At 69.2% G+C, this 23,426-nt stretch carries 24 protein-coding genes, 2 tRNA genes and 1 pseudogene; 12 read left to right on the top strand and 15 right to left on the bottom strand.

What is annotated here, in order from left to right; translation table 11 throughout:
- Positions 1-59 precede the first annotated feature (59 nt).
- Positions 60-2,405 (top strand): wHTH domain-containing protein, encoded by a 2,346-nt coding sequence (locus N1031_RS08725; RefSeq protein ID WP_259479225.1) that lies wholly within the window; start codon positions 60-62, stop codon positions 2,403-2,405.
- A gap of 2 nt (positions 2,406-2,407) precedes the next feature.
- On the opposite strand, the gene N1031_RS08720 is transcribed toward N1031_RS08725, so the two are convergent.
- Positions 2,408-2,644 carry an STAS domain-containing protein gene (locus N1031_RS08720; RefSeq protein WP_259479224.1) on the bottom strand — a complete coding sequence of 79 codons (237 nt, stop codon included), beginning with the start codon at positions 2,642-2,644 and terminating at the stop codon, positions 2,408-2,410.
- Between the two features lie 23 nt (positions 2,645-2,667).
- Here N1031_RS08720 and N1031_RS08715 point away from each other — a divergent pair.
- Positions 2,668-3,270, top strand: a pseudogene (locus tag N1031_RS08715) (phosphoenolpyruvate carboxykinase domain-containing protein); the annotation flags it as partial.
- A gap of 42 nt (positions 3,271-3,312) precedes the next feature.
- Here N1031_RS08715 and N1031_RS08710 read toward each other — a convergent pair.
- Positions 3,313-3,909, bottom strand: a complete 597-nt coding sequence (locus N1031_RS08710) for a TetR/AcrR family transcriptional regulator (RefSeq protein ID WP_259479223.1) — start codon at positions 3,907-3,909, stop codon at positions 3,313-3,315.
- A gap of 128 nt (positions 3,910-4,037) precedes the next feature.
- Here N1031_RS08710 and N1031_RS08705 point away from each other — a divergent pair, with 128 nt between their 5' ends.
- The 4 genes from N1031_RS08705 (at position 4,038) to N1031_RS08690 (ending at position 8,567) form a co-directional block, all read left to right on the top strand.
- Positions 4,038-5,078, top strand: coding sequence for an NAD(P)-dependent alcohol dehydrogenase (locus tag N1031_RS08705; protein ID WP_259479222.1), 1,041 nt, complete (start codon positions 4,038-4,040; stop codon positions 5,076-5,078).
- A 185-nt stretch (positions 5,079-5,263) separates the two neighbouring features.
- Positions 5,264-7,867, top strand: coding sequence for a valine--tRNA ligase (gene valS, locus N1031_RS08700; RefSeq protein ID WP_259479221.1), 2,604 nt, complete (start codon positions 5,264-5,266; stop codon positions 7,865-7,867).
- Positions 7,868-7,881: 14 nt separating this feature from the next.
- A complete protein-coding gene (locus N1031_RS08695) occupies positions 7,882-8,328 on the top strand; it encodes a GNAT family N-acetyltransferase (RefSeq protein ID WP_259479220.1) in 447 nt (148 codons plus the stop codon).
- Entirely contained in the window at positions 8,328-8,567 is a 240-nt protein-coding gene (locus N1031_RS08690) for a hypothetical protein (protein WP_259479219.1), read from the top strand. Before N1031_RS08695 ends, N1031_RS08690 begins: the two co-directional genes overlap by 1 nt.
- Positions 8,568-8,592: 25 nt before the next feature.
- Here N1031_RS08690 and N1031_RS08685 read toward each other — a convergent pair whose 3' ends face one another.
- The 8 genes from N1031_RS08685 to N1031_RS08650 all read right to left on the bottom strand — a co-directional run bounded on the left by N1031_RS08685 (position 8,593) and on the right by N1031_RS08650 (position 15,874).
- A complete protein-coding gene (locus tag N1031_RS08685) occupies positions 8,593-9,576 on the bottom strand; it encodes an aldo/keto reductase (RefSeq protein ID WP_259479218.1) in 984 nt (327 codons plus the stop codon).
- A 3-nt stretch (positions 9,577-9,579) separates the two neighbouring features.
- Positions 9,580-10,809: a benzoate/H(+) symporter BenE family transporter gene (locus tag N1031_RS08680; RefSeq protein WP_259479217.1), complete on the bottom strand. Its 1,230-nt coding sequence runs from the start codon at positions 10,807-10,809 to the stop codon at positions 9,580-9,582.
- A 41-nt stretch (positions 10,810-10,850) separates the two neighbouring features.
- On the bottom strand, positions 10,851-12,131 hold the full coding sequence (clpX, locus tag N1031_RS08675) for an ATP-dependent Clp protease ATP-binding subunit ClpX (RefSeq protein ID WP_259479216.1): 1,281 nt from the start codon (positions 12,129-12,131) through the stop codon (positions 10,851-10,853).
- An 81-nt stretch (positions 12,132-12,212) separates the two neighbouring features.
- Positions 12,213-12,662 carry an AAA family ATPase gene (locus tag N1031_RS08670; protein WP_259479215.1) on the bottom strand — a complete coding sequence of 150 codons (450 nt, stop codon included), beginning with the start codon at positions 12,660-12,662 and terminating at the stop codon, positions 12,213-12,215.
- Positions 12,663-12,931: 269 nt separating this feature from the next.
- Positions 12,932-13,597 (bottom strand): ATP-dependent Clp protease proteolytic subunit, encoded by a 666-nt coding sequence (locus N1031_RS08665; protein WP_259479214.1) that lies wholly within the window; start codon positions 13,595-13,597, stop codon positions 12,932-12,934.
- Positions 13,598-13,638: 41 nt separating this feature from the next.
- Positions 13,639-14,223: an ATP-dependent Clp protease proteolytic subunit gene (locus tag N1031_RS08660; RefSeq protein WP_259479213.1), complete on the bottom strand. Its 585-nt coding sequence runs from the start codon at positions 14,221-14,223 to the stop codon at positions 13,639-13,641.
- A gap of 160 nt (positions 14,224-14,383) precedes the next feature.
- Positions 14,384-15,757, bottom strand: a complete 1,374-nt coding sequence (gene tig / locus N1031_RS08655) for a trigger factor (protein ID WP_259479212.1) — start codon at positions 15,755-15,757, stop codon at positions 14,384-14,386.
- A 42-nt stretch (positions 15,758-15,799) separates the two neighbouring features.
- A tRNA-Pro gene (locus N1031_RS08650) sits at positions 15,800-15,874 on the bottom strand.
- 104 nt (positions 15,875-15,978) lie between these two features.
- Here N1031_RS08650 and N1031_RS08645 point away from each other — a divergent pair.
- Both N1031_RS08645 and N1031_RS08640 read left to right on the top strand, forming a co-directional pair.
- Positions 15,979-16,049: transfer RNA gene (locus tag N1031_RS08645), tRNA-Gly, on the top strand.
- A 188-nt stretch (positions 16,050-16,237) separates the two neighbouring features.
- Entirely contained in the window at positions 16,238-16,531 is a 294-nt protein-coding gene (locus N1031_RS08640; protein ID WP_259479211.1) for a hypothetical protein, read from the top strand.
- Between the two features lie 12 nt (positions 16,532-16,543).
- Here the strand turns inward: N1031_RS08640 and N1031_RS08635 are convergent, their stop codons facing one another.
- Positions 16,544-16,672, bottom strand: a complete 129-nt coding sequence (locus N1031_RS08635) for a hypothetical protein (RefSeq protein WP_259479210.1) — start codon at positions 16,670-16,672, stop codon at positions 16,544-16,546.
- A 187-nt stretch (positions 16,673-16,859) separates the two neighbouring features.
- Positions 16,860-17,510 carry a hypothetical protein gene (locus N1031_RS08630; RefSeq protein ID WP_259479209.1) on the bottom strand — a complete coding sequence of 217 codons (651 nt, stop codon included), beginning with the start codon at positions 17,508-17,510 and terminating at the stop codon, positions 16,860-16,862.
- A gap of 37 nt (positions 17,511-17,547) precedes the next feature.
- Between N1031_RS08630 and N1031_RS08625 the strand changes: the two genes are divergently transcribed.
- From N1031_RS08625 to N1031_RS08610, 4 genes are all read left to right on the top strand, one after another.
- A complete protein-coding gene (locus tag N1031_RS08625) occupies positions 17,548-17,937 on the top strand; it encodes a hypothetical protein (protein WP_259479208.1) in 390 nt (129 codons plus the stop codon).
- Position 17,938: 1 nt separating this feature from the next.
- Entirely contained in the window at positions 17,939-18,748 is an 810-nt protein-coding gene (locus N1031_RS08620; RefSeq protein ID WP_259479207.1) for a nitroreductase family protein, read from the top strand.
- 9 nt (positions 18,749-18,757) lie between these two features.
- Positions 18,758-19,228 (top strand): hypothetical protein, encoded by a 471-nt coding sequence (locus N1031_RS08615; protein WP_259479206.1) that lies wholly within the window; start codon positions 18,758-18,760, stop codon positions 19,226-19,228.
- 98 nt (positions 19,229-19,326) lie between these two features.
- Complete coding sequence (locus N1031_RS08610) at positions 19,327-19,812, top strand: Dps family protein (RefSeq protein WP_259479205.1); 486 nt, start codon at positions 19,327-19,329, stop codon at positions 19,810-19,812.
- A 305-nt stretch (positions 19,813-20,117) separates the two neighbouring features.
- Here the strand turns inward: N1031_RS08610 and N1031_RS08605 are convergent, their stop codons facing one another.
- Genes N1031_RS08605 through N1031_RS08595 form a run of 3 tightly spaced genes read right to left on the bottom strand, consistent with a single transcriptional unit; the run spans position 20,118 to position 23,417 of the window.
- Entirely contained in the window at positions 20,118-21,701 is a 1,584-nt protein-coding gene (locus tag N1031_RS08605; RefSeq protein ID WP_259479204.1) for an amidohydrolase, read from the bottom strand.
- A complete protein-coding gene (locus N1031_RS08600) occupies positions 21,694-22,338 on the bottom strand; it encodes an FMN-binding negative transcriptional regulator (RefSeq protein WP_259479203.1) in 645 nt (214 codons plus the stop codon). The genes N1031_RS08605 and N1031_RS08600 overlap by 8 nt, the downstream gene beginning before the upstream one ends.
- On the bottom strand, positions 22,338-23,417 hold the full coding sequence (locus tag N1031_RS08595; RefSeq protein WP_259479202.1) for an Fpg/Nei family DNA glycosylase: 1,080 nt from the start codon (positions 23,415-23,417) through the stop codon (positions 22,338-22,340). The genes N1031_RS08600 and N1031_RS08595 overlap by 1 nt, the downstream gene beginning before the upstream one ends.
- Positions 23,418-23,426: the final 9 nt, after the last annotated feature.

Below are 23,426 nucleotides of genomic sequence, written 5' to 3'. Positions count from 1 at the left end.
AAGGCTAGACTCCCATCGTGCTTACTCGAGCTAACCTCATTAATGCCGACGGAGGGCCGATGGAAGGTTCCTCGCGGCCCGTCATAGCCTCGGGTCTTCGCTTTCACCTCGCTGAAGGCAGGATTCGCGAGTTCCTCATCGGGGAGAGTCTGTACGGCGACCCCGCTCTGGCCGTGCGCGAGGCGTATCAGAATGCCCTCGACGCATGGCGACTGTTGATAGCTCGCCAAAAGCTTCTGGGTGTGCCCCCGGACATCGGTTCTGCGCAGGACCCCGTGATCGAGTTCCACCAGGGGACTTCGGACGACGGGCGCGCTTACATCGATTGCGTCGATCGCGGAGCCGGCATGGGACTCGTTGAACTAGCGGGGTCCTTTTGCCACGCCGGGGTGCGTGCCTCCGATCTCGACGAGCGCGCTCGCGAGATCGAGATGTTCGCGGCGGCCGATCCCCCCGTCGAGTTCTGGCAGAATTCGCTGTTCGGCATCGGAGTGCTGTCGTACTTTATGGTGGCGAGCGAGATCTCTGTTCGCACAGCACGCCTGAACAGCGACGGAACGATCGGTAATCTTCTCGCGATGCACATCCCTGGGCCCGCCGAGGAGTTCGACATCGTTGATCTCGGGCCTTCGACGTCTTGCGGAACACATGTGCGCCTCTGGCTCAAACCGTCGGCGGAGGTGTCTGCGGTATCAACGCTCCGCAAACTCGTCGTTGTCTGCCCCGTGACCTTGAGTGCGATCGACGACCGCGGCCCTCAGCACCTCTGGCTGCCAGATGAACTCAATCGGGCATCGACTCCTACCCCGCCCCCGCCCCCATATGCGCAGGTTGCCATTCCCGGTGAGTTGTGGTGGATTGCGCCGGGATTCCCCGGGGCGGTCGTGGTGGATGGTATCTGGGTCGGCCAGTGGTTTAAGGGAGTGATTGTGAACTTGCGCGGACCACTTGCCCCGCGCCTCACGGCTGATCGACGCTCGATCATCGATCTGCGCACCAGCGTCGTCAGCACCTTGGCGGAGCGCTCTGCAGCGGAAGCGGTGGAGCACTGTTGGAGTGTCGTCGGTGACACCGCCTGGCTGAGCTCGATGAGTGAGCTTATGCCGCGCGTGGCAGACGCCGTCGTGGAGGCCGCCTCCAGCAGAGCTGACAGGACACTCAGCATTCACGGCACAGCGGTCGACATTCGGATCTCTGGGTTCATGTCGGGCGACGAGGGCGTCGCGACGTCCGGCGCGCCTGGAGAAGTCATCGACTGGCGATTCGCCAGACTCCAGCTGGCCGGCCAGTTCCCGAAGCTGCGTACTCGGCTCCCAACCCGCCGGGTGGTGCCCGCACGACCGTCAGATGCTGTGCTACTGGGGAGCTCTCATCATCAGCTGTCCCCCAAACTCAACCCGAAAGAGTCCCTTCGATGGTCGTCCAGTACCTCGTTGCTTTACGAAGCGGAGCGCCATCTGGCTTATCCTCTCGCCGACATCGTCGAACGAGCCAAGCAACTCTGCCTTCCCACGCGCGATGATGCGCATCTTCTCCCGCCGAGTACCGAGCTGGTGAGAACGGCCCTTTCGTTCTCGGATCGTTGGAGGCCAGACGGATCGTTCAAGCCGCTTGCCGTGTTCGACGTCATCAGGACGTCATGGGAGCTCGACGTCCCGATCGCAAGAATCACCGAGGAGCTTGGAGAACGATTCATCGAGACGCAGAGCTTCGATCGTGAGACCGCAATGCTCACATCTGCGGAACTCGTGTGCGCAAGTGCAGGCACGAATGGAATTGCCCCGTGGTCGGCTACGTCAGAAGAGCTGGGCTTGGATCACATCGTTCGCGCGGCACGCGCTGCAGGTATCACCTGCGCTCAGGCGATCGAAATCCTGAATGCCTTGGGCTTCGATGCCACACCTGACCTCACCTTCCCAGATCACCTCCCCTCCGACGACGACATCGTGATGCTGAGCAGAGACCTCGACGGCCAGCCGCCGTTCCTTTCCGCGGCGGTTGCGTACCGAACGGCTCACGTTCGGCGGGCAGCGCGCGAACTCGGATACTCCGAATCAGAGGCGCGTGAACGGTTCAAGACGTACGGGGTCACCTTCTCACCTACGGGCGTCGAGCCTCCTCTGGACTCTGTCTCGGAGAAGGCAGCTCTACGCCGTCTTCCTGTGCCTGTACATGAATTCAGTCGGGTGCGCCCCCGACACCTCAGGATGATCAGCAGAGACGCCGACGGCCAGCAACCATGGCTGGATCCCACCCTCCCTGTTCCCGCCTGGATGGTCGCCGTGCACGCTCGCGGCAAGCGCTCCATCGATGAGGTCATCAGCGACTATCGCTGGTTGGGTTTCACCGTCGATGATCCGCGAATCACATCGATTCGCCCGACGCCTGGCCCTCCCGACGTCTGAGTTCAAGCGTGGAAGGCCACCTCCGGTGATTCGTGGGCTTTGAAGGCCCGGTCGAGGTTCGACAGGCGCAGGATCATCATGACCTGCTCGTTCGGGGCCGCGATGCGCAGGTCGCCGCCGGCTTGCCGGGCGGTCTTGAGGCAGCCGACCACGGCGCCGAGGCCGGAGGAGTCCATGAAGGTCACCGCGCCGAGGTCGACCACGACGCTCGTGCGGCCCGCCTCGATCTCGCGACGCACCACCGCACGGAACGTGGGACTCGCCCGAGGTCGGCGCGATCGACGCGATCCTGTTCGGCGGGCGCCAGCCCACCACGGTGCCGCTCGTGTCGCAGGCCCGGGACTGGAACCACGGCGTCTTCATGGGAGCCACGATGGCCTCGGAGACGACGGCCGCGGCCGAGGGCGCCGTCGGCCGGCTGCGCCACGACCCGTTCGCCATGCTGCCGTTCTGCGGCTACGACATCGCGGACTACTTCGCGCACTGGCTCGAGATCGGCGAGGCGCTGGGGGCGGAGGCTCCGCCGGTGTTCTCGGTGAACTGGTTCCGCAAAGACGAGGACGGCCGGTTCCTGTGGCCCGGGTTCTCGGAGAACGCGCGGGTGCTGGAGTGGGTCGTGCGCCGCATCGAGGGAGACGTCGAGGCCGTCGACACCCCCGTCGGCAAGCTTCCCCGGGTGCGCGACTTCAACGTGGCCGGGCTCGACCTCGGCTACGAAGACCTGCAGGCCATCCTCTCGGTCGACCGAGAGGCCTGGAGCCGCGAGGCCGACGAGATCGAGCGGTACTTCGGCGAGATCGGCGGGGAGCGCATCCCCGCGTCACTGCAGCGCGAGCTCTCGACCCTCAGGGCGAACATCCGCTGAGCCGCGGCTCGGGCTGGGGTTCGACCTCGACCCGGACTCGGCTCAGCCGAGGCCCAGCCACCACGACGGCGCCGTCGCGAGCACCACTCGCACGGCGCCGTCGATGTCGTCGAGGTCGCCGTGCACGAGCCAGGCCTCGGTGGCCGCCACCGTGCCGCCGGCCGCGTAGGCGACCGTCATGGCGAACGACACCTCATCGAGCGGGGCGAGCGAGGCGGGCACGATCTCGGGGTGCCTCCGCAGGTGCGCCGACAGCACCTCCTCGGCCGCGTCGGTGAGCACGGCCCGCAGGCGGCTGCTGAGGCCGCCGCGCGAGGATCGGCGGTAGATCTCGGCGTGGGCCCGCACGTGCTGCACGAACACGCGGGTCGGCTCGGCGAACACGCTCGTGCCGGGCTCCGCTCCCACCAGGGTCGCCGGCATCGCGAGATAGGCGGCGAGCGCCTCGGCGAGCTCGGCGTGCAGCGCGGTGGCGACGAGGTCGACCGGGTCGCTCGCATGCCGGTAGAAGGTGTCGCGGCTGATGCCCGCCGCCGCGGTGACGTCGGTCACCGTGAGCTCGTCGATGTCGCGCTCGGAGGCCAGCCGGTAGGCCGCGTCGACGAGCGCGGTGCGGCTTCGGAGCGCTCGCGAGTCCATCGCACCAGTTTACGTTCACCGGGAATTATCGGACAGGTGTCAGACAGGGCGTATCGTGAATCTCGGGCAGGCGTCGATGCCGCCCGGATCACGACGATCACAGACGATCAAGAGAGGACACGATTCCGATGCAGGCGGTCAAGCTGGTGGGCCCACACACGATGGAGCTGCAGGATGTGGCGGTGCCGGAACTCGGCCCCGACGACGTGCTCGTGAAGGTGGCGGGAGCCGGCCTCTGCCACTCCGACCTGCACGTGCTGCACATGGGCGAGGAGTGGCCGTTCTTCGGCGGCACCGTCGGGCACGAGGGCGCCGGATGGGTGGAGTCGACCGGGTCGGACGTCGACGGCTTCGAGAAGGGCGACGCGGTGCTCGTGAGCGTGGTGTGGGCGTGCGGCCACTGCCGCGCCTGCGTGGAGGGCCGTGACAACGCCTGCGAGGTCAACGGCAGCCGCGCCATGTTCCCCACCACCCCGGGCCTCGGCCCCGACGGCGCCATGGCCGAGTACATGGTGGTGAAGGCGCGCCACCTCGACAAGATCGGCGACCTCGACCCCGTGGCCGCGGCTCCGCTGGCGGATGCGGGCGTCACCCCCATGCACGCCATCAACTCCGCGCGCGACCGGCTCACCCCCGGTTCCACCGCCGTCGTCATCGCGGTCGGCGGGCTCGGGCACATGGGCCTGCAGATCCTCAAGGCCACCACCGGCGCCCGCATCGTCGCCATCGACAACGACGAGACCAAGCTCGAGCTCGCCCGCGAGCTCGGTGCCGACGTCGTGCTGAAGAGCGACTCCGAGGCGGCGCAGAAGGTGCTCGACCTCACCAACGGCTACGGCGCCGACGCGGTGTTCGACTTCGTCGGCGTGCAGCCCACGGTCACGCTCGCCACGCAGATCATCGCTCCCGAGGGCGCGCTCCGCTTCGTGGGGCTCGGCGGCGGCTCGTTCACCTACGCCTCCGACTCCTCCACCGAGACCCTCCCCTGGGGCGTGAACGTGCAGCGCTCCTACGGCGGCACCCGTGCCGACCAGCTGCAGGTGATCGCTCTCGCCCAGCAGGGCAAGCTCGAGGTCGAGGTGAAGCGCTACCCCCTCGCCGACTTCCAGCAGGCCTTCGACGACCTCGAGGCCGGCAAGGTGACCGGCCGCGCCGTGCTGGTGCCGTAATTGATGCCGCGCCGCCGCCTCTGCGGCGCGGGCGACATGTGGGTGTGCGGTCGCTCACGCGGCCGCGCACCCACCCTGGGTCGTCGACAAGGGCCTGCTGCGCCCGTTTTCGGTAGACTTGGCAGCAGATAATTAGGCACCTCTTCACCTGACACGGTGCCGCCCATAGTCCTGGAGGCCCCACCATGTCCGAACGCATGCCCGAGAAACCGGCTCTCGAGGGCCTCGAGAAGAAGTGGGATGCGCGGTGGGCCGAGCAGGGCACCTACCTCTTCCCGCGTGAGGGCGCGAGCCGCGAGACCGTCTACTCCATCGACACCCCGCCGCCCACCGCATCCGGTTCTCTGCACATCGGTCACGTCTTCTCCTACACGCACACCGACGTGATCGCCCGTTTCCAGCGCATGACCGGCAAGCGCGTGTTCTACCCGATCGGGTGGGATGACAACGGCCTCCCCACCGAGCGCCGCGTGCAGAACTACTACGGCGTGCGCTGCGACCCGTCGCTCCCCTACGACCCCGACTTCACCCCGCCCTTCGAGGGCGGCGACAACAAGTCGTCGAAGGCCGCCGACCAGGTGCCCATCTCGCGCCGCAACTTCATCGAGCTCTGCGAGATCCTCACCGTCGAAGACGAGAAGCAGTTCGAGTCGCTCTGGCGCGACCTCGGCCTCTCGGTCGACTGGACCCAGACCTACCGCACCATCTCGCGTGAGGCGCAGGCCGCCTCCCAGCTCGCGTTCCTCCGCAACGTGGAGCGCGGCGAGGCCTACCAGGCCATGGCTCCCACCCTGTGGGACGTGACGTTCCGCACCGCGGTGGCGCAGGCCGAGCTGGAGGACAAGGAGCAGCCGGGCGCCTACCACCGCCTCGAGTTCCACGCGGCCGACGGCTCGCCCGTGTTCATCGAGACCACCCGCCCCGAGCTGCTGCCCGCCTGCGTGGCCCTGGTCGCGCATCCGGATGACGAGCGCTACAAGCCCCTCTTCGGCACCACCGTCACCACGCCCGTGTTCGGCGTGGAGGTGCCCGTGTTGGCGCACCACCTCGCGCAGGCCGACAAGGGCTCCGGCATCGCCATGATCTGCACCTTCGGCGACCTCACCGACGTCATCTGGTGGCGCGACCTCGACCTGCCCAACCGCGCCATCATCGGCTTCGACGGCCGCGTCGTGAGCGAGCCGCCGGCCGCCATCGAGTCGGAGGCCGGTCGCGAGGCCTACGCGCAGCTCGCGGGCAAGACCGTCTTCTCGGCCAAGCAGGCCGTGGTGGAGCTGCTGCGCGCCTCGGGTGAGCTCATCGGCGACCCGAAGCCCATCACCCACCCGGTGAAGTTCTTCGAGAAGGGCGACCGCCCGCTCGAGATCGTGTCGACCCGGCAGTGGTACATCTCCAACGGTGCCCGCGACGAAGCCCTCCGCGCCCGGCTCATCAAGCTGGGGCAGGAGCTCGACTGGCACCCCGACTTCATGCGCGTGCGCTACGAGAACTGGGTGGGCGGCCTCACCGGCGACTGGCTCATCTCGCGCCAGCGGTTCTTCGGTGTGCCCCTGCCGGTGTGGTACCCGCTCGACGCCGACGGCAACCCCGTGTTCGACCAGCCGATCCTGCCCGAGGCCGCCTCGCTGCCGGTGGACCCGTCGTCGGATGCGGCACCCGGCTACTCCGAAGAGCAGCGCGGCGTGCCCGGCGGCTTCCAGGGCGAGGTCGACGTGATGGACACCTGGGCCACCTCCTCCCTCACCCCGCAGCTCGCGGGCGGCTGGGAGCGCGACGCCGCCCTGTGGGAGACGGTGTTCCCCTACGACCTGCGGCCGCAGGGGCAGGACATCATCCGCACCTGGCTGTTCTCCACCATGCTCCGCTCCACGCTCGAGTCGGGTCAGAAGCCGTGGGCGCACGCCGCGCTCTCGGGCTTCATCGTCGACCCCGACCGCAAGAAGATGTCGAAGTCGAAGGGCAACGTGGTCACGCCCGCCGACATCCTGGCCGCCCACGGCTCGGATGCGGTGCGCTACTGGGCCGCCTCGTCGCGCCTCGGCACCGACGCGGCGTTCGACGAGAAGAACCCCACGCAGATCAAGATCGGGCGCCGCCTGGCCATCAAGATCCTCAACGCGGCCAAGTTCGTCTACGGCTTCGAGCTGCCCGAGGGCTCCTTCCCGGTGAGCAACCCGCTCGACAAGGGCATGCTCGCCGAGCTCGACCGCGTGGTGGCCGCCGCCTCCACGGACCTCCGCTCCTACGAGCACGCCCGCGCGCTCGAGACGGTGGAGCGCTTCTTCTGGACCTTCTGCGACGACTACCTCGAGCTGGTGAAGGAGCGCGCCTACCGCTCCGACGCCTCGCCCGAGGAGCGCGCGTCGGCCGTGATCGCTCTGCGCACCGCGCTCGAGGTGCAGCTGCGCCTGTTCGCGCCCTACCTGCCGTTCGCCACCGAAGAGGTGTGGTCGTGGACCCACGACGAGAGCGTGCACACGGCCAAGTGGCCGACGGATGCGTGGCCGGCGCTGATGACCGAGGGTGCAGACGCGAGGGTGCTCGAGCTCGCCGGCCGGGCGCTCATCGCCATCCGCCGCACCAAGACCGAGGCGAAGGTGTCACAGCGCGTGCCCGTGGCCTCGGCCACCATCGCGGGCCCCGCCGAGGAGATCGAGCTGCTGCAGCTCGTCGCGGGCGACCTCAAGGCGGTGGGCCGCATCGAGGAGCTGCACTTCGCCTCCGCGGAGGAGCTCGTGGTGAGCGATATAGTTCTAGCGCCCGCCGAGACGGCAGAGGGCACAGCATGAGCGAGGAGGCGACGATGCCGATCGAGGTCAGACCGGTGAGCGAGAGCGAGTTCTTCCCGTGGCACGCGGTGTACACCGGCTACGGAGAGTTCTACGAGACACCGCTGCACGACGAGAAGGCCGTGCTGGTGTGGAGCTGGATCATCGATCCCGCCAACGAGCTCGAGTGCCTCGTAGCGGTCGACGACGAGGGTTCCGTGATCGGGCTCGCGCACTTCCGCGAGTTCGCACGCCCGCTCGAGGGCAACCGGGGCATCTACCTCGACGACCTGTTCGTGCTGCCCGAGAAGCGCACCTCCGGGGTCGGCCGCGCGCTCATCGAGGCCGTCTACGCGGTGGGCCGCGAGCGCGGCATCGCCGTGGTCACTTGGATCACCGCGAAAGACAACGAGACCGCGCGCAAGCTCTACGACTCGGTCGCCTCGAAGACCAAGTGGGTCACCTACGAGAAGGTTCTCTGATGATCCAGCTCGGCACGCGGTGGCTCGTCGGTGACGAGCCACCGTCGAAGCTCCCCCAGGCCGTGATCGACGCGATCTACGAGGTCGAGGGCGAGCTGGCCGAGCAGGGTGTGAAGGCCGACGACTGGAGCTGGACTCTCACCTGGCTCGAGGGCAAGCCGGTGGTCGAGCTCGACGACGAAACCGTCGTGGAGTACGACGCCGAGGCCGACGCGGCCGTGGTGACGCCGGGGGCGTAAGGGCTGGTCCGCCGGGCTCCCGGGCTCAGAACCCCTCGGGCAAGCGGGGCGTGTAGGGCGCCTCCAACGCTGTGAGCTCCTCCTCCGTGAGCGTGATCTCGAGGCTCGCCACCGCATCCGCGATGTGGTGCGGCTTCGTGGCGCCCACGATCGGCGCCGTCACCGCCTCCTGCTGCCGCACCCACGCCAGCGCGACCTGTGCGCGGCTCACGCCCCGCGCATCCGCCACCGCGCCCACGGCCTCAGTGATGGCGCGGTCGGCCGCGTCGGCCTGCCCGTACATGGACTTGGTCACCTCGTCGCTGCCGGTGCGGGCCGTCTCCTCGCCCCACGGCCGGGTGAGCCGGCCCCGGGCGAGCGGGCTCCAGGGCAGCACCCCCACGCCCTGATCGAGGGTGAGCGGGTGCATCTCGCGCTCCTCTTCGCGCTGCAGCAGGTTGTACTGGTCTTGCATCGAGACGAACCGCGTCCATCCGTTGCTCTCGGCCACGTGCTGGGCCTTCGCGAACTGCCACGCCCACATCGAGCTGGCGCCGATGTAGCGGGCCTTGCCCGACTTCACCACGTCGTGCAGCGCCTCCATCGTCTCTTCGATGGGGGTCGTCGGGTCCCAGCGGTGGATCTGGTAGAGGTCGACGTAGTCGGTGCCGAGCCGGGTGAGGCTCGCGTCGATCGCGTTCAGGATGTGGCCGCGCGAGAGTCCTTCGGCGTTCGCGCCGGGGCCGGTGCGGAAGAACACCTTGGTCGCGATCTCGATCTCGTCGCGGCGGGCGAGCTCGCCGAGCATCCGGCCCGTGATCTCCTCGCTGGTGCCCGCGGAGTACATGTCGGCGGTGTCGAAGGTGGTGATGCCGGCCTCGAGGGCCTGCACGTAGAAGGGCCGGGACCGCTCTTCGGGCAGGGTCCACGGGTGGGTGCCGCGGTCGGGGGTGCCGTAGCTCATGCAGCCGAGCACGATCGGCGAGAGCTTGAGGCCGGAGTGGCCGAGGCGCACGGGGGTGAGGGTCATTCGTCAGCCTTTCGGTGCGGGGTCGGGGGCGGAGTCCGGCGCGGAGCCGGGCGCGGCATCGGCGTCGGCGTCGGGTTTCGCCGGGCGTCGTCGCCACGGGAAGGCGCTCCACAGCATGATGACACCGCCCACCAGCAGCCCCCAGAACGCCGAGCCGATGCTCACGATGGTGACCCCGGAGGCCGTGACCAGGAAGGTGGCGATGGCCGGGATGCGATGGGCCGGCATCTCGAGTGAGCTCACGACCGCCGTGACGAGCGTGCCGAGCAGGGCGAGACCCGCCACCGCCGTGATGAGCACGGGCGGGGCGGCGGCGATGAGCGCCGTGGCGACCCCGGCGCCGAGCCCCAGCACGACGAACCCGACGCCGTTGGCGACCGTCGCGATCCAGCGCTTGGAGCGGTCGGGGTGCGAGTCGGGGCCCGCCATGATGGCGGCCGTGATGGCGGCGAGGTTGACGGCGTGCCCGCCGATGAACGACACCGCGACGGTGCCGATGCCCGAGGCCAACAGCGGCGGCCTCGGCGGGAGCGTGTAGCCGAGCGTCGACATCACCGCGAACCCGGGCACGTTCTGCCCCGCCATCGTCACGATGAACAGCGGCAGACCGAGGCTCACGATCACGAGCGGGTCGAACACGGGCGCGACGAACACGGGGTGGGGCACGATGCTGGCGCCGTTCAGCCAGTCGCCATCGGCCGACACGACGATGCCGATCACCGCCACCACCATGGCGGCGGGCACCGCCCAGCGCGGCGCGAAGCGGAACAGCACGAGCCACACACCGATGACGGGCAGTGCCAGCCACGGGATCTCGACCGCGGCCGTGATGGGTGCGAGGCAGATGGGGAAGAGAATGCCCGCGAGCATCGCGCTGGCGAGGGGCCGCGGGATGCTCGTGATGGCCCTGCCGAGCCAGGGCCAGAGACCGCAGAGCAGGATGAGCACGCCGCAGACGAGAAAGGCGCCCGTCGCGGCGCGGAAGTCGTCGGTGGTGCCGGCGGCGGCCACGAGCAGCGCGGCGCCGGGGGTCGACCAGGCGAAGGAGATGGGGAGGCGGAAGCTCAGGGCCAGGATGATGCAGCAGAGCCCGCTGGCCACGGTGACGGCGAGCAGGCCGCTCGCGGCCTGGGCGTCGTCGGCGCCGACCGCGCGGAGCCCCGCCACGACGAGCACGAAGGAGCTCGCGAAGCCGGTGAGCGACGCGACGACCCCCGCCGAGATCGGCTGCACCAGCGAGAACCCGCGCTTCGGCGCGGGCTCGGTGACCTGGCTCAGGCCGACTTCTCTTCGCGGCGGAGCGGCGCGCGCGGAACGATGGTGGGAGCGGCGTTCTCGAGCACGGCCTCGCGGGTGACGATGACGCGGGCGACCTCGTCGGTGGAGGGCACCTCGAACATGATGGGCCCGAGTACCTCCTCCATGATGGCGCGGAGACCGCGGGCGCCGGTCTGGCGCAGCACCGCCAGGTCGGCGATGGCCTCCAGGGCGTCTCGCTCGAACTCGAGCTCCACGCCATCGAGCTCGAACATGCGCTGGTATTGGCGCACGAGGGCGTTGCGCGGCTCGGTGAGAATCTGCATCAGCGCCGCCTGGTCGAGCGGGGTGACCGTGGTGACCACGGGGAGGCGGCCGATGAACTCGGGGATGAGACCGAACTTGTGCAGGTCTTCTGGCAGCACCTCGCCGAACATGCTCGGGTCGGCCTTCTTGCTGTAGAGCGGCGAGTTGAAGCCGATGCCGCGCTTGCCGGCGCGCTGCGAGATGATCTCTTCGAGACCCGCGAAGGCGCCCGCCACGATGAACAGCACGTTCGTGGTGTCGATCTGGATGAATTCCTGGTGCGGGTGCTTGCGGCCACCCTGCGGCGGCACGCTCGCGACCGTTCCCTCGAGGATCTTGAGCAGCGCCTGCTGCACGCCCTCGCCCGAGACGTCGCGGGTGATGGAGGGGTTCTCGGCCTTGCGGGCGATCTTGTCGACCTCGTCGATGTAGATGATGCCGGTCTCGGCACGCTTGACGTCGTAGTCGGCGGCCTGGATGAGCTTCAGCAGGATGTTCTCGACGTCTTCGCCCACGTAGCCCGCCTCGGTGAGGGCGGTGGCGTCTGCGACCGCGAACGGCACGTTGAGCCGCTTCGCGAGGGTCTGCGCGAGGTAGGTCTTGCCGCATCCGGTGGGCCCGATGAGCAGGATGTTGCTCTTCGCGATCTCGACCTCGTTGGCCTGCGCTTCGGCCGAGACGATGGCCGTGCGGGCGCGGGTGCGCTTGTAGTGGTTGTAGACGGCGACGCTCAAGGCGCGTTTCGCGGCGTCTTGGCCGATGACGTACTCCTCGAGGAAGGAGTAGATCTCTTTGGGCTTCGGGAGCTCGAACTCGCCGGCCGCTTCTTCGCTGGCCTCGGAGAGACGCTCCTCGATGATCTCGTTGCAGAGCTCGACGCACTCGTCGCAGATGTACACGCCGGGGCCGGCGATGAGCTGCTGAACCTGCTTCTGGCTCTTCCCGCAGAATGAGCACTTGAGCAGGTCGGCGCTCTCTCCTATGCGTGCCATACCCAGCCTCCTAGTCGCTGTGTTCCCACGAGCCTAACCCGAACCCCCGACACAGACGGACAATGACGCAGCTTTCACCCTTCACCCGTCGAGATGTCGCAGATACCGGCCTGGCGCCTCCAGAAAACGCCGCCAGTGCCCCACGATCTCGAGCTCCTCCCACTCGGTCTCGCGGATGCCCCACTCCCCCACCTCGAGCACCGTCGCATCCGGCATCGCCGCCAGGATGGGCGAGTGCGTCGCGCACACCACCTGCGCCCCGGCCCGGCGCAACTCCATCAGCTGGGCCAGGAACCGCAGCGTCGAATCGAACGAGAGAGCCGCCTCCGGCTCGTCGAGACAGAAGAAGCCTGGCGAGTCGATCTTGCGATCCAGCAGCGCGAGGAACGACTCCCCGTGGCTCATCTCGTGCAGATCGCGATCGGGCGAGTTCGGCAGCGCCTCGAGGTAGCTGTAATAGCCGTGCATCGTCTCGGCCCGCAAGAAGAATCCCCACCGCGGAGCCACCAGCCCCGTCGCAGCTTCAGCCACTCCCCCAACGGCGACTCACTCGCCCTGGTGGTCGCCCCACCATTCCGCGACCCTCCCTCCGCGGGAAACCCGAAGGCCATCGCGATCCCGACCTTCGGTGAACGGGCCTCATCACGAGACCGAACGCATCAGGCCCTTCTCGACGACCCAAGGTGGGAGCCCGGCCGCGCAGCGACCGGACACCCACATGTCGCCTCGCGCCGCAGTAGCGGCGGCGCGAGCAGCGAGGCCCGCCGCCAACGGCGACGGGCCTCGCTGGACCAGCACTACTAGCTGACCAAGGCCGGGACGTTCTTGCGCGACGTGAGCACCTGGTCGATGAGGCCGTACTCGAGGGCCTCGTCGGCGGAGAGGATCTTGTCGCGGTCGATGTCCTTGTTGACCTCTTCGAGCGAGCGCTTCGAGTGCTTCGAGAGGGTGCCCTCGAGCCAGGTGCGCATGCGCAGGATCTCACGGGCCTGGATCTCGATGTCGGACGCCTGCCCGCCGCCCTGGCCGGTGGCCGGCTGGTGGATGAGGATGCGCGCGTTCGGCAGGGCGAGACGCTTGCCCGGGGTGCCGGCGGCGAGCAGCACGGCAGCGGCCGACGCGGCCTGACCGAGGCACACCGTCTGGATCTGCGGACGCACGTACTGCATCGTGTCGTAGATCGCGGTCATCGCGGTGAACGAGCCACCGGGCGAGTTGATGTACATCTCGATGTCGCGGTCGGGGTCCTGCGACTCGAGCACGAGCAGCTGCGCCATGATGTCGTCGGCCGACGCGTCGTCGATCTGAACACCGAGGAAGATGATGCGGTCTTCGAACAGCTTCGCGTAGGGGTCCTGACGCTTGAAGCCGTAGGCGGTGCGCTCCTCGAAGCTCGGCAGGATGTAGCGGTCGGAGGGCATCGTGCCGTTGCGGTAGGCACTCGCACCGAAGGTGGGGGTTTCCATGGTTCTCTTTACCTGTTCTCTCGAAGTCTCGGTGCGGATGCTCAGGCGTCGGTTCCGCCGCCGCCGGCGACGTCGGTGGCGAACTCGCGCACGTGGTCGACGAAGCCGTACTCCAGCGCCTCCTGGGCACTGAACCAGCGGTCGCGGTCACCGTCTTCGTTGACCTGCTCGACGGTCTTGCCCGTCTGCGCGGCGGTGATCTCGGCGAGCGTGTGCTTCATGCTCAGGATGAGCTGGGCCTGGGTCTGGATGTCGCTCGCGGTGCCGCCGAAGCCACCGTGCGGCTGGTGAAGCAGCACGCGGGCGTTGGGCGTGATGTAGCGCTTGCCCTTGGTGCCGGAGGTGAGGAGGAACTGTCCCATCGACGCCGCCATGCCGATGCCGACGGTGACGATGTCGTTCGGCACGAACTTCATCGTGTCGTAGATGGCCATGCCGGCCGTGATGGAGCCGCCGGGCGAATTGATGTAGAGGTAGATGTCGCGCTTGGGGTCTTCAGCCGCGAGCAGCAGGATCTTGGCGCAGATCTCGTTCGCGTTGTCGTCGCGAACCTCAGACCCGAGCCAGATGATGCGGTCCTTCAGCAGTCGGTCGAAGACAGTCGAGGGAAAAGCCTGATCGGCCATGTGTGTCGCTCCAATTCACTTGCAGTGCTCCGAATCTACTGGAGCCGCGTGAAGCGGGAGCCCGTGTTCGCCGTCGGCAGAGCGGGTGAGCGGCGGGAACGGCCGAGGGCCCGCATCCTGAGTCGGATGCGGGCCCTCGGTTGCGGTCTCGGTGACCGGGTCAGTGCGAGTGACCGGCGTGGTCGTGGTCGGCGTGGTCGCCGGCCTCGCCCGCCTCGTCGACGATGTCGAGCAGGTTGTCGCCCTCGTCGTCGTCGGCGGCGAGCACCGTGAACTCCGAGATGTCGACCGGCTTGCCGTCGGTGTCGACGATCTTGGCCTTGGAGAGCACGATGGCGAGGGCCTTGTTGCGGGCGACCTCGGCGACCATGGCGGGGATCTGGTTCGACTCGGAGAGGATCTTCACGAACTCGTTCGGGTCCATGCCGTACTGGGCGGAGGACTGCACGAGGTACTGGGTGAGCTCATCCTGCGAGACCTTGACCTCCTCCTTCTCGACGACAGCATCGAGGAGGATCTGGGTCTTGAAGGTGCTGGTCGACGACTCGGTCACCTCGGCGCGGTGGGTCTCGTCTTCGAGGCGGTTCTCGCCCTCGAGGTGACGGTGCACCTCGTCTTCGATGAGCGCGGGCGGTACCGGGATCTCGACCTTCTCGAGCAGGGTCTCCACGATCTTGGTGCGAGCCTCGGAGGCCTGACCGAAGGTCTTCTGCTTCTCGACCTGCTCCTTGAGCGAGGTCTTCAGCTCGTCGATGGTGTCGAACTCGCTGGCGATCTGCGCGAAGTCGTCGTCGGCGTCGGGGAGCTCGCGCTCCTTGACGGCGGTGAGGGTGACGGTCACGACGGCGTCGCGGCCGGCGTGCTCGCCGCCGAGGAGCGGGGCCTCGAAGGTGGTGGTCTCACCGGCGGTGAGGGTGTCAAGCGCCTCGTCGATGCCCTCGAGCAGCTCGCCGGAGCCGATCTCGTAGGAGATGCCCGAGGCGGTGTCGACCTCGACGTCGTCGACGGTGGCGACGAGATCGATCTGAGCGAAGTCGCCGGTCTTGGCCGGGCGGTCGACGGTGACGAGGGTGCCGAAGCGGCTGCGGAGGCGCTCGAGCTCCTCGTCGACGTCGGACTCTTCGACGGCGGCGGGGGCGACGGCGACCTCGAGGCCCTCGTACTCGGGCAGCTCGATCTCGGGGCGCACATCCACCTCGATGGCCAGCTCGAGGTCACCCGAGAAGTCGGCGGCCTTGGGCCACTCGACGATGTCGGCCTGGGGGCGGCCGAGCGGGCGCAGCTCGTTCTCGGTGACGGCGTCACGGTAGAAGCGGTCGAGGCCCTCGTTCACGGCGTGCTCGAGAACGGCCTCCTTGCCGACGCGCTGGTTGATGATGGGCGGCGGCACCTTGCCCTTGCGGAAACCGGGGATGCTGATCTGCTCCGCGATGTGGCTGTAGGCGTGATCGATGCTGGGCTTCAGCTCCTCGGGGGTGACGAAGATCGCGATCTTCACGCGAGTGGGGCTGAGCTTTTCGACCGTGGTCTTCACGTTGGGTCTCTCCTGAAATGGTGTCTGAGGTTCGGTGTCGTGTCGGGGCGACAGGATTCGAACCTGCGACCTCCCGCTCCCAAAGCGGGCGCTCTAGCCAAGCTGAGCTACGCCCCGGCGGCGAAATGGCCTCGGTTAGCCTACCGCACGCGGCCAGCCCGTCACACAGCGCGCTCCTAGCTGTACTACGATGTCCGAGTGCCGCGGCTGCGCTGCGGTGCGGGGATGTAGCTCAATGGTAGAGCCTCAGTCTTCCAAACTGATTACGCGGGTTCGATTCCCGTCATCCCCTCTGTGTATATGGCGCGGGCGTCCTCGCCGCCCGCGCGGTCCCCATTCGGTCAAGTCGTCATCTCGGAGACGCCTCCCTCTCGGGCATGTGGGCGCCGTCTCGGGTGTGGGTGGCGCGCGGGGCTTGCGGCGTACGCGATATCATCGAGCGCGGCTCCGGGAGAGGGCCGCTGGGCCTGGGGAGGTTGCATGTCGGTCGTTCCACCGAACGGGGCTCTGGCGGCACACGTGCTGCTGGATGCGGTGGTGTCACAGTCTGCGGAGGCGACTCCCGAAGACAATGTGGCGGTGCTCGAGCTCGCTCTCGCCCGCCTGGTTCCGGATGCGGACAACCGCGATCTCGAGATCCCCGACGCCGGCGACACGGTGGCGGCCTCGATCGTGTGCCTGTCGTGGTCGATGGCCCGATTGGCCGCCAGTCAGGGCAAGCCGCTCGAAGAAGTGGTGTCGGAGTTGCGCGAGTTCATCGACTCGCTGCGCTGAAGAGACGGCGCCTCAGCGACCCCGCACCGCATCCTGCACCGCGAGCGCGACCGCCGCGGCGGCCCAACTGGCGGCTGCGTGGAGCTTCTGCTCGTGCGACGAGGCGTCGCCCTCGGGGCGAACGGCATCGGAATCGGACATGGCGGGCCTTTCGATGGAACGAGGACCCCGCCGGAGCGCCTGGGTAGGACGCCCCGGCCCGTCAGGGGAAGGACGGCGGGTCGTCACCCACGCTAACCAGCAGCTGTCGAGCATCCGGTCGATTCGCGGTCAATTCACCCTCGGCGTCACCCTCGGCGCGTGCACGCTGTCAGTCCGCCGCGAAACGTCAGTCCGTCGCGAACCGTGCCGGGTAGTAGTCCGACGACGGTTCGAGCAACACCACCACGTCGGCGGCCGACGCGACCGAGTAGCCCTCCCGGTAGCTCACGGTCTGCCCGGGCGCGATCGACCCCACCGGGGGCACACCGTTCAGCCCGTTCGCGCCGTCCACCACCACCGAGGCCGGCTCGCCCGCCGACGAGACCGCCGAGGATGCGCGCAGCGGCACCTCCTGCGATCCCGGGTTGTGCAACGTGATGGTGAAGATCACCGATTCGGCCTGTCCGCCCCCACGCGATTCGGGAGAGGGCTCGAAGACTTCGGGGGCGCCGATGGAGAGCTGGAGGCCGTCGTCGTAGGTGACCGTCTGACCGAACCGGGCGCGCACGACCTCGGTGGCGTCATCCTCACCCGATCCCACGCCCGATCCGTCACCCGGCGCCTGGGGCGAACTCTCCCCGGCGGAGACCGCCTCCGTCGCCGAGGCCGCCCGCATCGCCTCCACCACGGCGCGCACACCCGCGGTGGCGCCGATCGTCGCACCGGCGACCGCGGTCTGGCCGCCCAGCGCCAGCACCGACGCGAGCACCGCGATCACGACCACGATCGCCCGGGGCACGGTCGCGGGTGACGGGTCGGGAGAGGATTGCGACGACACCCTCCCCAGTCTTGCACCACCCGCGTAGTGTGGCCGCATGACACCGCAGCCGCTGCTGGCCGCCGCCGCCACCAGCTACGCGGCGAACTGCGCACTGGGTGGCGCGGTGGCCCTCCGCGTCGTCGACACCAGCGGGTTCCGCTGGGTGCACCACGCGCTGTACATCTCCACCTGCGTGCTCACCGGCACGGCCCTCGTGGCGCTCGTGGTCGCGGCGACGAGAACCGGATGCGCGCCGCACCGCCCGCACGACCGCCCGCGCTCCCGCGACACGGCTCGCGCATCCGCTGCCCTCGCCCTGCTGCCGACGGCCGTGCCGCTCGCGATCATCCCGCGTGTGAGCGCCCGCACCCGCCGGCACCCGCTCATCGCCCTCGCCGCCGCCCCGTTCTACGCGGCCGCCTTGCTGCTCGACGGGCGGCGTTGAGATGGAGTTCCTCGACGTGGTGCGCCGCCGCAAGACCACCAACGGCCCCTTTCTGCCCGACCCCGTGTCGGAGGAGCACCAGCGGCTGCTGATGGAGGTGGCCGCGCGCGCCCCCTCCCAGCTCAACAGCCAGCCGTGGCGCTTCGTGCTGATCGACGACCGCGCACTGATCGACCGCATCGCGACCATCAGCGGCGAGAGCATGACCGAGGCGATGTCGAACGGCACCTTCTTCGAGCGCTACAAGCCCTACTTCAGGTTCAGCGCCGAGGAGATGGCCCAGAAGCGCAGCGGGATGCTCTTCGACAAGCTGCCGGCGGTGCTGCGCCCGTTCACGAAGCAGGTGTTCACCCCGCGCGGGCAGAAGCTCATGAACTCGTTCCGCGTGCCGCAGACTCTCGGCGAGGAGAACCGCCGACTCGTGGCGGGCTCGCCGCTGCTGCTCGGCGTGATGCTCGACCGCGCGGAGTACCGGCCGGGCGAACTCAGCTCGTTCTACTCGGTGTTCAGCATGGGCGCGGCGATGGAGAACGTGTGGCTGGCCACGGTGGAACTCGGCATGGGCATCCAGTTCGTGTCGTTCCCGATGGAGGTGCCCGGCCGCTGGGACGAGCTCGTGACGCTGCTCGAGGTGCCCGACTCGCTCGAGCTGATGGCCGTGTACCGGCTCGGCTACCTGCCTCAGGATGCGCGGCGCCCGGCGATCGACTGGTCGAGTCACGAGAGGCGGCTACCCTCTCAATACGTCTTCCGCAACGGGTGCACCACTCCCCTGAACGGGTGGGACGACGCCTCCGACGACCACCTATAGTCTGGGGCCATGTCTGACGCCGAACTGTCCGGTCCCGAGTTCACCGGGGAGTCCCCCCTCGAGGCGTCGCCCTGGGAGATCAAGCTCTCCTTCGGTCTGTGGCTCGCCGAGGCGATCCTCGGCATCATCGCCGGCGTCGTGGTGGCGATCGCCGGTGGCCTCGTGGGCGTCGTGGTGGCGGACACGCCCGAGGTCGGCCTCGCGGCGGGCGTGTTCGTCGCCGTGGGTGTGGTCATGATCGCGCTCGCCGTGTTCCGCATCGTGTGCGCGGCGAAGCTGCTGCGCGGGCGGCCGTGGGCGCGAAACGCACTCACCATCCTCGGGGTCATCGGGCTACTCGGGGTGGTGCTGGAGTTCCAGAGCAACCCCTCGATCGCGATCGCGCACGGACTGCTCGCCGTGGTGGCGATCGTCACGATGTACCTGCCCAACTCGAATGCCTACATCCGCAGGCCTTTTCCCTCGTCAAGCGCCCTTTAGCGAGGGTTGCCTCACCTCCATTAGCCGAGCCTCAGCTTGCTTGCGGCGCGCTCTCAGCTGAGTACGGTTGAGGTATCGGCACACGAAGGGACAACATCATGACCGAGGTAATCACCACCCCCACCAGCACCACGAGCCCCGACGTCGCCGCCGCCGCAGCCCAGTTCCTCGCGCCGGTGGTCGTCGAGCTCCAGGCACTCGCCGTGAACGGCAAGCAGGCGCACTGGCACGTGCGCGGCGCCAACTTCATCGGCGTGCACGAGCTCCTCGACACCGTGGTCGACCACGCGCAGGAGTACGCCGACACGGCGGCCGAGCGCGTCGTCGCCCTGGGACTCCCGATCGACGCCCGCATCGGAACCGTCGCCGCCAAGACCGGTGCCGCCGAGATGCCCGCCGGCTTCCAGAAGAGCGACGCCACCATCACCACGATCATCGCGCAGATCGATGTCGCGCTGACCGTCGTGAACAAGGCCGTCGCCGAGCTCGGAGAGATCGACCCCACCTCGCAAGACGTGGCGATCGAGATCGCCCGCGGCCTCGACAAGGACCGCTGGTTCCTCTTCGCGCACGTCGCCGCGTAGCGCGCGCCTTCCGCCGACAGGGCGGGTGCTCCCCCAGGAGCACCCGCCCTTCGTCGTTCCTGGGCGCGTCGCGCGGTTCGCTCACGCAAGCTTCGCCTCGTCCGGCGCCCTCACGGCCGCGCTCGGCGCGAGGCTTGCGGGAGTGAACGGGCGAGGGCGGGATGCGGGGCGGGATGCGAGCCCGGCGGTGTGAGGTGGGATGCGGGTGCCGAGCGGGCGCTGGCGCGGGATGCGCGGGCGCGGCGGCACGGGCCGGCAGCGGGCCCCGGGGCGGGCGGGACGTGGGTTGCCCGGCGGCGGGGCGGTCAGAGGGTGCGGTGGGTGGGGCGGCCGGCGAGGAGGGTGAGGGCGACCGGGGTGGTGCGGAGTGCGTCGGGGGTGGCGGCGAGGGGGTCGTGGTCGACGACGGCGAGGTCGGCGACGTCGCCCTCCGCGACGAGGGCGCCGGCGCGCTCGGGTCGGCGGCCGAGTGAGGCGGCGAGGGCGGCGGCGGTCGGGATGCGCTGCTCGGGGTGCCAGGGGGCGCGGGAGTCGCGGGTGCGAGCGACGGCGGCCGAGAGGGTGATCCAGGGGTCGAGCGGTGCGACCGGAGCGTCGGAGCCGAGAGCGAGCTCGGCGCCGGCCTCGAGGAGGCTGGCGAACGCGAAGGTGCGACCGGTGCGGCCGGCCCAGTAGCGGTCCGCCACGTCGCGGTCGTCGAGGGCGTGCTCGGGCTGCACGCTCGCGACCACGCCGAGCGCGGCGAAGCGCCCGAAGTCGTCGCCGGCGAGCAGTTGCGCGTGCTCGAGCGTGGGCTTGCGCGCACCGGCGACGCCGCTCGGGATGCGCGACGCCCCGAGCCGCTCGAACGCGTCGAGCACGAGGGTGTTCGCGTGGTCGCCGATGGCGTGCACCGCCGGCACCAGGCCGGCGCCGACCGCGCGGTCGAGCCAGTCGTCGATCTCGTCAGGCGTGACGGTCAGCAGGCCGAACGGATGCGGATGCCTGTGCGACCCTGGATACTCGTCGTAGCAGTAGGCGGTGCGGGTGTTGAGCGAACCGTCGGTGATGAGTTTGAACGGGCCCACGTGCACCAGCGGGTCGTGCCCGCCCCGCGCATCCGGCACTTCCACCGCGTCGCCCGTGCGCAGCCCCTCGGCGATCGCCCGGTCGAGGTGCTGCGGATACACCCCGAACTCCACTCTGAGCAGGTCGTGCCCGGCCTCGAGCCTGCGCGACCACACCTCGTGGTTCCAGGCCATCTCGAGGTCGACGATCCCGACGACCCCGCGCGCGGCAGCCGCCCGCGCGGCGTCGAGCGCCCACGCGTCGCTCGTGGCGACCGGCACGTTCTCGAGCGCGCGGTGCACCGCGAACGCCTCTTCTTCGCGCAGCACGCCGGTCGGATGCGCGGGCACCCCGACCGAGGCGAGCGCAGCCGTGTTGAGCCAGCAGCAGTGGAGGTCTCCCGAGACGAGCACCACGGGATGGGGGCCGCTCACCGCATCCAGCAGCGCGGCCGTCGGTTCGTCGGGCCAGAGGCCGTCGCGGAAGCCATAGCCCACGAGCATCTCCCTCGCGACCGCTCCGCCACCTGCCTCCCGCAGCGCCTCTCCGACTAGCGCCGCCGTCTCGGCTGCCGAGGTCGCCACCCCCACGTCGAGCCGGCGCGACACCGAGGCCCACTGGGTGAAGTGCACGTGGTTGTCCCAGAGTCCGGGCAGCACCCAGCGCCCGTCGAGTTCGATCCGCTCCGCTCGCTCCGCCCCCGCGAAGCCACCCGCGCCGCCTCGACTGCCCGCGCCACCCGCGGGCACGATCGCCGCGACCGCACCGTCTGACACGAGGATGTCGACCGGGTCGCCCTCCCCACCGACGAGCCGGCCGCCGGCGAGCAGGAGGTCACCCATCGGCGCGGCCGAACACCTCGGGGTTGGCCCTGCGCACCTCGGCGGCGAGGTCGCGGCTCGCGTACGGCCCGTCGCCCTCGAGCTCGGTGACGATGCGTTCGACGGTCTCGGGCGGCCGGTTCTGGCTCATCTTCACCTTTGCCGTGAAGCGCGTGACCGGCAGGCGGAACCCGACCGTGCCGGCCGAGATGCGGTCGGCGTAGGCCGAGTTCTCGAGTGTGCCGCGCATCCGTCTCGGGCTGGGGAGGGCGTCTTCGAAGTGGTCAACTAGGTTCTCGAGCACGCGCAGGTTCTCGTCGGCGCCCAGCAGCTCGGGCACACCGTAGAGGTGGGCGGTGACGAAGTTCCAGGTGGGCACGGCGGGGTTGGCGTCGTACCAGCCGGGCGAGATGTAGCCGTGCGGTCCCTGCACCACCACCATCACCTCGTGCGAGCCCCACTCGTGCAGGCGCTCGTCGGGCCGGCCCACGTGGCTGAGCAGCACGAGGCCCTCGGCGGTCTCGTCGAGCAGCACCGGGTAGTGGGATGCGATGAGCCCGTTCGAGGTGGACGACACGATCGTGGCCCACGGGTTCTCGCGCACGAGGCGCGCCACCTCGGCGGGGTCGGTGAGTTCGAAGACGGGGGTGTGTCGCATCAGGCCTGATCCTTCGGGCACCAGTAGAGCTTGCGGCCGCCGATCTCCTCGAGCACGATGTGCGTGCCGCACACCCGGCACGGCAGACCCTCGCGCTTGTAGACCCAGTGACGGTCGGCCCGGCTGGCCATCGCGGCCACCCAGTCCTCGTCGCTGAGGTCGTCCATGGTCATCATCTGACCGGTGCGCACCCCGAGGTCGAGCAGGTAGGCCCAGTCGCGCCAGAGCGCGCGGGCGGTCTCTTCTGAGACCTGTTTTCCCGGGGTGTGCGGGTTGAGGCGGGCGCGGAAGAGCATCTCGGCGCGGTAGACGTTGCCGATGCCGCTCACGACCGACTGGTCCATGAGCAGGAGCGCGATGGGCGTCTGCTTCTTGCGCACGGCGTCGACGAAGCGCTGCTCGGCTGCGGCGGAGTCGTCGAGGAGCGGGTCGGGGCCGAGCTTGGCGATGACGGCGTCGACCTGGGCGGAGGTGAGCACTTCGCAGGCGGTGGGGCCGCGGAGGTCGGCGACGGCGGTGTCGGTGAGCAGGCGCACGCGCACGGCGCCGATGGGGGGTGGGGGGAACTCGTCGAGTTCGTCGCCCTCCTTCTCCTGCTCCGACATGCGCAGGCGGGAGCGGCGGGGGGCGCCTATGGAGCGGATGGAGTCTTCGCCGTCGGCGTCGTCGATGGCGAGTTCGTCGATCGTGCCCTCGGCCTGCCGGCCGAGCGTGTCGGCGGCGACCCGTGGGCTCGACGTGACGCCCGCATCCGCCGCGCCCCGCGCATCCGCCGCCGTGCCGCGCTGGTTCGTCTGCCCCATGCGCCCGCCGGCCGAGCGGATGGTGGCGTCGGCCGTGATCTCGCCCGCGAAGTCCCACGCGCCGTAGATGCCGAGGTGCACACGCAGCCACAGCCCGTCGTCGAACTCGAGGAACATCTGCTTGCCCACCGCCCGCGACGCGGTCATGACGTGTCCGTCGAGGAGCGATGCTCCCTCGGCGAAGCGGCCCTGCGGCGAGCTCGCCGAGACCGTGCGCCCCACGAAGTTGCGGGCGAACTGGCGGGCGATGCGATGGACGGAATGACCCTCAGGCACGGATGCTCG

This window comes from Herbiconiux moechotypicola (assembly GCF_024979255.1).
In the GTDB taxonomy this organism is placed as follows: domain Bacteria; phylum Actinomycetota; class Actinomycetes; order Actinomycetales; family Microbacteriaceae; genus Herbiconiux; species Herbiconiux moechotypicola.
This window is presented reverse-complemented; position numbering and strand designations above follow the sequence as displayed.

What these genes read in the sequence shown, in the direction of transcription:
- N1031_RS08725 (WP_259479225.1), top strand. Translation starts at nt 60, where the DNA reads ATGGAAGGTTCCTCGCGGCCCGTCATAGCCTCGGGTCTTCGCTTTCAC.
- N1031_RS08710 (WP_259479223.1), bottom strand. Translation starts at nt 3,909, where the DNA reads ATGGACTCGCGAGCGCTCCGAAGCCGCACCGCGCTCGTCGACGCGGCC.
- N1031_RS08705 (WP_259479222.1), top strand. Translation starts at nt 4,038, where the DNA reads ATGCAGGCGGTCAAGCTGGTGGGCCCACACACGATGGAGCTGCAGGAT.
- valS (WP_259479221.1), top strand. Translation starts at nt 5,264, where the DNA reads ATGTCCGAACGCATGCCCGAGAAACCGGCTCTCGAGGGCCTCGAGAAG.
- N1031_RS08695 (WP_259479220.1), top strand. Translation starts at nt 7,882, where the DNA reads ATGCCGATCGAGGTCAGACCGGTGAGCGAGAGCGAGTTCTTCCCGTGG.
- N1031_RS08690 (WP_259479219.1), top strand. Translation starts at nt 8,328, where the DNA reads ATGATCCAGCTCGGCACGCGGTGGCTCGTCGGTGACGAGCCACCGTCG.
- N1031_RS08685 (WP_259479218.1), bottom strand. Translation starts at nt 9,576, where the DNA reads ATGACCCTCACCCCCGTGCGCCTCGGCCACTCCGGCCTCAAGCTCTCG.
- clpX (WP_259479216.1), bottom strand. Translation starts at nt 12,131, where the DNA reads ATGGCACGCATAGGAGAGAGCGCCGACCTGCTCAAGTGCTCATTCTGC.
- N1031_RS08665 (WP_259479214.1), bottom strand. Translation starts at nt 13,597, where the DNA reads ATGGAAACCCCCACCTTCGGTGCGAGTGCCTACCGCAACGGCACGATG.
- N1031_RS08660 (WP_259479213.1), bottom strand. Translation starts at nt 14,223, where the DNA reads ATGGCCGATCAGGCTTTTCCCTCGACTGTCTTCGACCGACTGCTGAAG.
- N1031_RS08640 (WP_259479211.1), top strand. Translation starts at nt 16,238, where the DNA reads ATGTCGGTCGTTCCACCGAACGGGGCTCTGGCGGCACACGTGCTGCTG.
- N1031_RS08635 (WP_259479210.1), bottom strand. Translation starts at nt 16,672, where the DNA reads ATGTCCGATTCCGATGCCGTTCGCCCCGAGGGCGACGCCTCGTCGCAC.
- N1031_RS08625 (WP_259479208.1), top strand. Translation starts at nt 17,548, where the DNA reads ATGACACCGCAGCCGCTGCTGGCCGCCGCCGCCACCAGCTACGCGGCG.
- N1031_RS08620 (WP_259479207.1), top strand. Translation starts at nt 17,939, where the DNA reads ATGGAGTTCCTCGACGTGGTGCGCCGCCGCAAGACCACCAACGGCCCC.
- N1031_RS08615 (WP_259479206.1), top strand. Translation starts at nt 18,758, where the DNA reads ATGTCTGACGCCGAACTGTCCGGTCCCGAGTTCACCGGGGAGTCCCCC.
- N1031_RS08610 (WP_259479205.1), top strand. Translation starts at nt 19,327, where the DNA reads ATGACCGAGGTAATCACCACCCCCACCAGCACCACGAGCCCCGACGTC.
- N1031_RS08605 (WP_259479204.1), bottom strand. Translation starts at nt 21,701, where the DNA reads ATGGGTGACCTCCTGCTCGCCGGCGGCCGGCTCGTCGGTGGGGAGGGC.
- N1031_RS08600 (WP_259479203.1), bottom strand. Translation starts at nt 22,338, where the DNA reads ATGCGACACACCCCCGTCTTCGAACTCACCGACCCCGCCGAGGTGGCG.